The organism is Parasphingorhabdus sp. (assembly GCF_036964675.1).
Lineage (GTDB): Bacteria > Pseudomonadota > Alphaproteobacteria > Sphingomonadales > Sphingomonadaceae > Parasphingorhabdus.
Genome location: NZ_JBALTF010000089.1, coordinates 1 through 4,944 on the forward strand (window position 1 = coordinate 1; position 4,944 = coordinate 4,944).

A 4,944-nucleotide genomic window follows, 5' to 3' on the forward strand; every position below is an offset into this window, starting at 1 on the left:
GCTGATCCCCGGCGCCGAGGCTCCCAAGCTGGTGACGCGGGATATGCTCAAAACCATGCGCCCCGGCTCGGTATTGTGCGATGTCGCGATCGATCAGGGCGGTTGCTTTGAAACCTCCCGGGCGACAACGCATGAAGATCCGACCTATGTGGTCGATGATATCGTCCATTATTGCGTTGCCAATATGCCGGGCGCGGTTTCGCGCACCTCGACCTATGCGCTCAACAATGTGACCTTGCCGCACACTCTGGCCATCGCCAACAAGGGCTGGGAAGTGGCGCTGCGCGAGGATCACCATCTCGCCGAAGGGCTGAACGTGTGGAATGGTCATGTAACCTACAAGGCGGTCGCCGAGGATCTGGGCTATGACTATATGCCGGTGTCGGAGATTGTCGGATTGAAGGCGGATGGTTGATGGGTGTTGATCTTGTCCGTTAGTGGTGAGCTTGTCGAACCACGCTGCAAGACCATAAGCGCCCTTCGACAGGCTCAGGGCTAACGGCAGGAAGAAGGAAACAACAAATGGCAGCAGCAGACCAGAAACCGCTCGGTTCGGGATTTCACGCCAAGAGCGAGCCGCATGAGATACTCGCCGGCATCGATCTGACCGGCAAGACCGCGATTGTCACCGGCGGCTATTCCGGCATTGGTCTGGAAACCACTCGCGCGCTGGTCGGCGCCGGTGCCACGGTAATCGTACCGGTGCGCGATCCGGCGAAGGCGGAGGAAAATCTGTCGACCATCGAGGGTGACGTGTCTTCGGCAAAAATGGATCTCGCCAATCTCGATTCGGTGCGCAGCTTTGCCTCCTCGGTCTATGACTCTATCGAGACGCTCGATCTGCTGATCAACAATGCCGGAACCATGGCCTGCCCGCTGGACCGCGTAGGATCAGGATGGGAAAGCCAGTTCGGCATCAATCATATGGGTCATTTCGCGCTGACCAAGGCGCTGCTGCCGCTGCTTGAAAAAGCCGGTGCGCCGCGCGTCGTCGCGCTGTCTTCCGTCGCCCATAAACGCAACGGCATATTGTGGGATGATATCCAGTTCGAACATAGCGAATATGACAAATGGGTCGCCTATGCCCAGGCGAAGAGCGCCAATGCTCTGTTCGCCAATGCGTTGAGCCGCCGGATGCAGAGCTTTGGTGGCCGTTCTTTCTCGGTCCATCCGGGCGGGATTTTCACGCCGCTCCAACGCCATTTGCCGCAAGCAGAACAGATCGCGCTCGGTTGGCTCGGTGCCGGCGGCGAGGTCAGCGAAGCCGCCAAACCGATGTTCAAGACTACGACGCAAGGCTGCACGACGACCTTGTGGGCGGCCACATCAGCGCTGCTCGATGATATGCCGGGCGTCTATTGCGAAGATTGCGATGTCGCGCAGCTGGCTGGAGAGAAGTCGCTGCCTTATCAGCATTGCGCCCCGCATATCACCGTTGACGCTGACGCCGAGCGGCTCTGGGAGATCAGCGAAACATTGCTCGCCGCTGCCTGATGATGATGAAAGATCAAAATGACACGGAATATGCCGGTCTGCTGCAGCGCGATGCGGCCGGGTTCCTGTTGCAATGCGATGATGGCACCCGTTATCGGCTCGAAACTTTGCGCACGCCGATCGACGAAGTCGAAAAGCGGGTGGTAGTGACAGGCAGGGTTACCGACAGCGCATTGCTCGAAGCAGAAGGGATCAGGCTGGCATGAAATTGGATCATGCTCAGGCAAAGGATGTCGATGCGCTGCATGCGCTGATCGAAAGCGCCTATCGCGGCGAAAGCGCCAGACGCGGCTGGACCCACGAAGCCGACCTGCTCGGCGGCCAGCGGACCGATGCCAAGGCGTTGCGGCAGATTATCGCGGCGGACAAGCAGGTCATCCTGCTCGCCAGGGGCGGCAAAGGCATAGCCGGATGCGTCCAGCTCTCCCATGTCGAGGACGGAGTCGCCTATCTGGGCCTGCTGACCGTCGATCCCGCTTTGCAGGCGGCCGGACTGGGCAAGGAATTGCTGATGCAGTCGGAGCAATTTGTTCGGGAAAACTGGCAGTCCACAGCGATCGAGATGACCGTCATCCGCCAGCGTAGCGACCTGATCGCTTATTATGAACGGCGCGGCTATGTCCGGACCGGCGAACATCGACCCTTTCCGCACAATGATCCGCGCTTTGGCCTGCCAAAATCCAAGGAACTGGAATTCGCAGTTTTACGCAAGAAAATCTAGCCGGTCTTGCCTTCGAGCGCCTTTTGCCGGCGACGCTGCACCGAACTGCCCATTCCGAGCGCTTCGCGATATTTGGCCACCGTCCGCCGGGCAATGTCGAAGCCCTTGGCGTTGAGCAGGGCGACCAGCTTGTCGTCGGACAGGATTTTCTTGGGATCCTCGTCGTCGATCAGCGTCTTGATATGGCTCTTTACGGCTTCAGCCGAGGCCGCCTCGCCGCCGGTAGAAGACTGAATGCCGCTGGTGAAGAAATATTTGAGCTCGAATGTCCCGCGCGAACAGGAGAGATATTTGTTCGACGTCACCCGGCTCACCGTCGACTCGTGCATCTCGATTTTTTCAGCGATATTCTTCAGCGTCAGCGGGCGGAGATGCGCCACACCCTTGCGGAAAAACTCTTCCTGCTGTTTGACGATTTCCGTCGCAACCTTGACGATCGTGCGCTGCCGCTGATCCAGCGCCTTGACCAGCCAGTTGGCGTCGGCGAGGCATTCGTTCAGCCAGTCCTTGGATTGCTTGTCCTGCGCCCCGTCTTTCAATTCCGAATAATAGCTGCGGTTCACCAATACTTTTGGCAGGGTGGCGCTGTTCACTTCAATGATCCACCGGTTGGCGCGCTCGGCGATAAAGACATCGGGGACAACCGACTGCACCGCGCCACCGCCGATCTTGCAACCTGGCTTGGGATCATAATTGCGCAATTCGCTGATCATATCCATCAGGTCTTCATCGTCGACATTGCATATCCGCTTGAGCTGCGGCAGCGCCCCTCTGGCAAGCAGATCGAGATTGTCGATCAGCCGCGCCATCGCCGGATCATAGCGATCCGCATCCGTGGCTTGCAGCGCCAGACATTCTGCCAGATTCCTTGCGCCGACTCCGACCGGGTCGAGTGTCTGCACGACAGCCAATATGCGTTCGACATCGACCAGCCCGACATTCAGGCGCTGGGCCAGTTCCAGCAAATCTGTCTGCAAATAGCCGCACTCGTCGATCTGATCGATAATATGCTGCGCAACGAACAGGTCCATGCCGGAAAGAACCGCTCCGGCCTGATCCATCAAATGGTCGGTAAGCGTTATTTCAGCGACCAGCATATTCTCGAAATCCGGCGCTTCGCCGGTTGCGCCAGAACCGGAGCTGGCACCATTCAGCCCCAATTGGCCGTCGAGCGCGCCATCACTTTCGGAAAGACTGTTATTGGTAAAACTGTCCGTATGTCCCTCCATATCGAGGGACGCTTCGGACTCGGAGGGGCCAGAAGACAATATTTCGTCGCTGCCCTGCGCTGCGGCCTCGCTCGGCCTTTCCTCGCTATCATTTGCTTCGCCACCCTCGGTCGAAAGCTCTCCGGTATCCAGAAGCGGGTTTTTCTCTATCTCGTCGGAAATGAAGGTTTCAAGCTCGAGATTGGACAATGTCAGCAGCTTGATCGCCTGCTGCAATTGCGGCGTCATCACCAGCGACTGACTCTGCCGCAAATCGAGACGAGGCGCGAGTGCCATTGCTATAGTGCGAAACCTTCGCCCAGATAGAGCCGTCGGACATTGGCATCGGCGACCAGATCTTCCGGACTGCCAGCGAACAATACCTGGCCATCATAGATGATACAGGCCCGGTCGACGATATCGAGCGTCTCGCGAACATTATGGTCGGTGATCAGCACGCCGATGCCGCGCTCGCGCAGCTGACAAACCAGATCGCGAATGTCCGCGATTGACAAGGGGTCAATACCGGCAAAGGGTTCATCCAGAAGCACGATTGAAGGGCTTGCCGCCAGGGCGCGGGCAATTTCGCATCGCCGCCGCTCGCCGCCGGACAGTGCCATGGCTGGCGAACTGCGCAGCTTGGTCAGACCGAATTCATCGAGCAGGCGGTCCAGCGCTTCACGTCTGACGTGAGCATCGGGTTCCACCATCTCGAGGACCGCCATGATATTCTGTTCGACGGTCATTCCGCGAAAAATTGAGGTTTCCTGAGGAAGATAGCCGATCCCAAGAATCGCCCGGCGATACATGGGTAGTGACGTAATATCCTCTCCGTCGAGCATGATTCGTCCCGCATCCGGCCGAACCAGACCCATGACCGAGTAAAAGCAGGTCGTTTTCCCTGCACCATTCGGGCCCAGCAGCCCGACAACTTCGCCGCGTCCTACCGACAGCGACACATCGGACAGGACCGAGCGCTTGTCATAGCTTTTGGCAATCGAAACCACCGCCAGTCCATGTTCCATGGCATCACTGGCCATGGCGGCACCGGGATCGGCCATAGTCGGAATATCAGTCGCGGCAGTATCGTTCATCATTCATCCTCATTTGCATGGGCTGTCTTGTCTATTGGTCAACAGCATGCCCCAATCTGATCCGAATTGGCAAGCTTTGTGCATGGAAGATCGAAGATGGTCTTTTCCCGAAGAAAATCAAGCATCGTTGCAGCCTCGAAGAGCATCGTTTTTCTGATTGCAAAGCACGATGCTTTGTTTGTCGTCGCTGTTCGGGATTTCAGTCTTTGCGTTGCGGCACAGTGAATGTTCCGGATACCCGCCCGCTGGAGTCCTGCGAACCGGCCGAAGAACCGCCGGTCGAGCGCCCGTCAATGGTTGATCTGCCCGTGTTGAGGTCGATGATGACGCGGCCACCGGAGAGACGATTTGTTCCCTGTGTGAGCGTAACATTGCCGATCAGGGTGATTAGTCGTCGATTGAGATCATATATGGCGACATTTCCTGA

The 4,944-nt window shown here is 57.7% G+C and carries 6 protein-coding genes and 1 pseudogene; 4 read left to right on the forward strand and 3 right to left on the reverse strand.

The features are described 5' to 3' along the window. The 4 genes and pseudogenes from V7665_RS12400 to V7665_RS12415 form a co-directional block, all read left to right on the forward strand. Nucleotides 1-415 (forward strand): annotated as a pseudogene (locus V7665_RS12400) (alanine dehydrogenase); the annotation flags it as partial. A gap of 107 nt (nt 416-522) precedes the next feature. Beyond that, nucleotides 523-1,494 (forward strand): SDR family NAD(P)-dependent oxidoreductase, encoded by a 972-nt coding sequence (locus tag V7665_RS12405; RefSeq protein WP_335664846.1) that lies wholly within the window; start codon nt 523-525, stop codon nt 1,492-1,494. Next, nucleotides 1,494-1,700 carry a DUF5818 domain-containing protein gene (locus V7665_RS12410; RefSeq protein WP_335664847.1) on the forward strand — a complete coding sequence of 69 codons (207 nt, stop codon included), beginning with the start codon at nt 1,494-1,496 and terminating at the stop codon, nt 1,698-1,700. The genes V7665_RS12405 and V7665_RS12410 overlap by 1 nt, the downstream gene beginning before the upstream one ends. Then, nucleotides 1,697-2,215 carry a GNAT family N-acetyltransferase gene (locus V7665_RS12415; RefSeq protein WP_335664848.1) on the forward strand — a complete coding sequence of 173 codons (519 nt, stop codon included), beginning with the start codon at nt 1,697-1,699 and terminating at the stop codon, nt 2,213-2,215. The genes V7665_RS12410 and V7665_RS12415 overlap by 4 nt, the downstream gene beginning before the upstream one ends. Here V7665_RS12415 and rpoN read toward each other — a convergent pair. The 3 genes from rpoN to V7665_RS12430 all read right to left on the reverse strand — a co-directional run. Then, nucleotides 2,212-3,720, reverse strand: a complete 1,509-nt coding sequence (gene rpoN / locus V7665_RS12420; protein WP_335664849.1) for an RNA polymerase factor sigma-54 — start codon at nt 3,718-3,720, stop codon at nt 2,212-2,214. The two genes, V7665_RS12415 and rpoN, sit on opposite strands and share 4 nt — an antisense overlap. Before the next feature lie 2 nt (nt 3,721-3,722). Beyond that, nucleotides 3,723-4,484, reverse strand: a complete 762-nt coding sequence (gene lptB / locus V7665_RS12425) for an LPS export ABC transporter ATP-binding protein (protein ID WP_335664854.1) — start codon at nt 4,482-4,484, stop codon at nt 3,723-3,725. Nucleotides 4,485-4,716: 232 nt separating this feature from the next. Further along, nucleotides 4,717-4,944 (reverse strand): LptA/OstA family protein (locus tag V7665_RS12430; protein WP_335664850.1); only part of this gene is annotated, 228 nt, incomplete at its 5' end.

Bases quoted from the DNA above. Each gene is read 5' to 3' on its own strand.
- V7665_RS12405 (WP_335664846.1), top strand. From the start codon at position 523: ATGGCAGCAGCAGACCAGAAACCGCTCGGTTCGGGATTTCACGCCAAG.
- V7665_RS12410 (WP_335664847.1), top strand. From the start codon at position 1,494: ATGATGATGAAAGATCAAAATGACACGGAATATGCCGGTCTGCTGCAG.
- V7665_RS12415 (WP_335664848.1), top strand. From the start codon at position 1,697: ATGAAATTGGATCATGCTCAGGCAAAGGATGTCGATGCGCTGCATGCG.
- rpoN (WP_335664849.1), bottom strand. From the start codon at position 3,720: ATGGCACTCGCGCCTCGTCTCGATTTGCGGCAGAGTCAGTCGCTGGTG.
- lptB (WP_335664854.1), bottom strand. From the start codon at position 4,484: ATGGCCGATCCCGGTGCCGCCATGGCCAGTGATGCCATGGAACATGGA.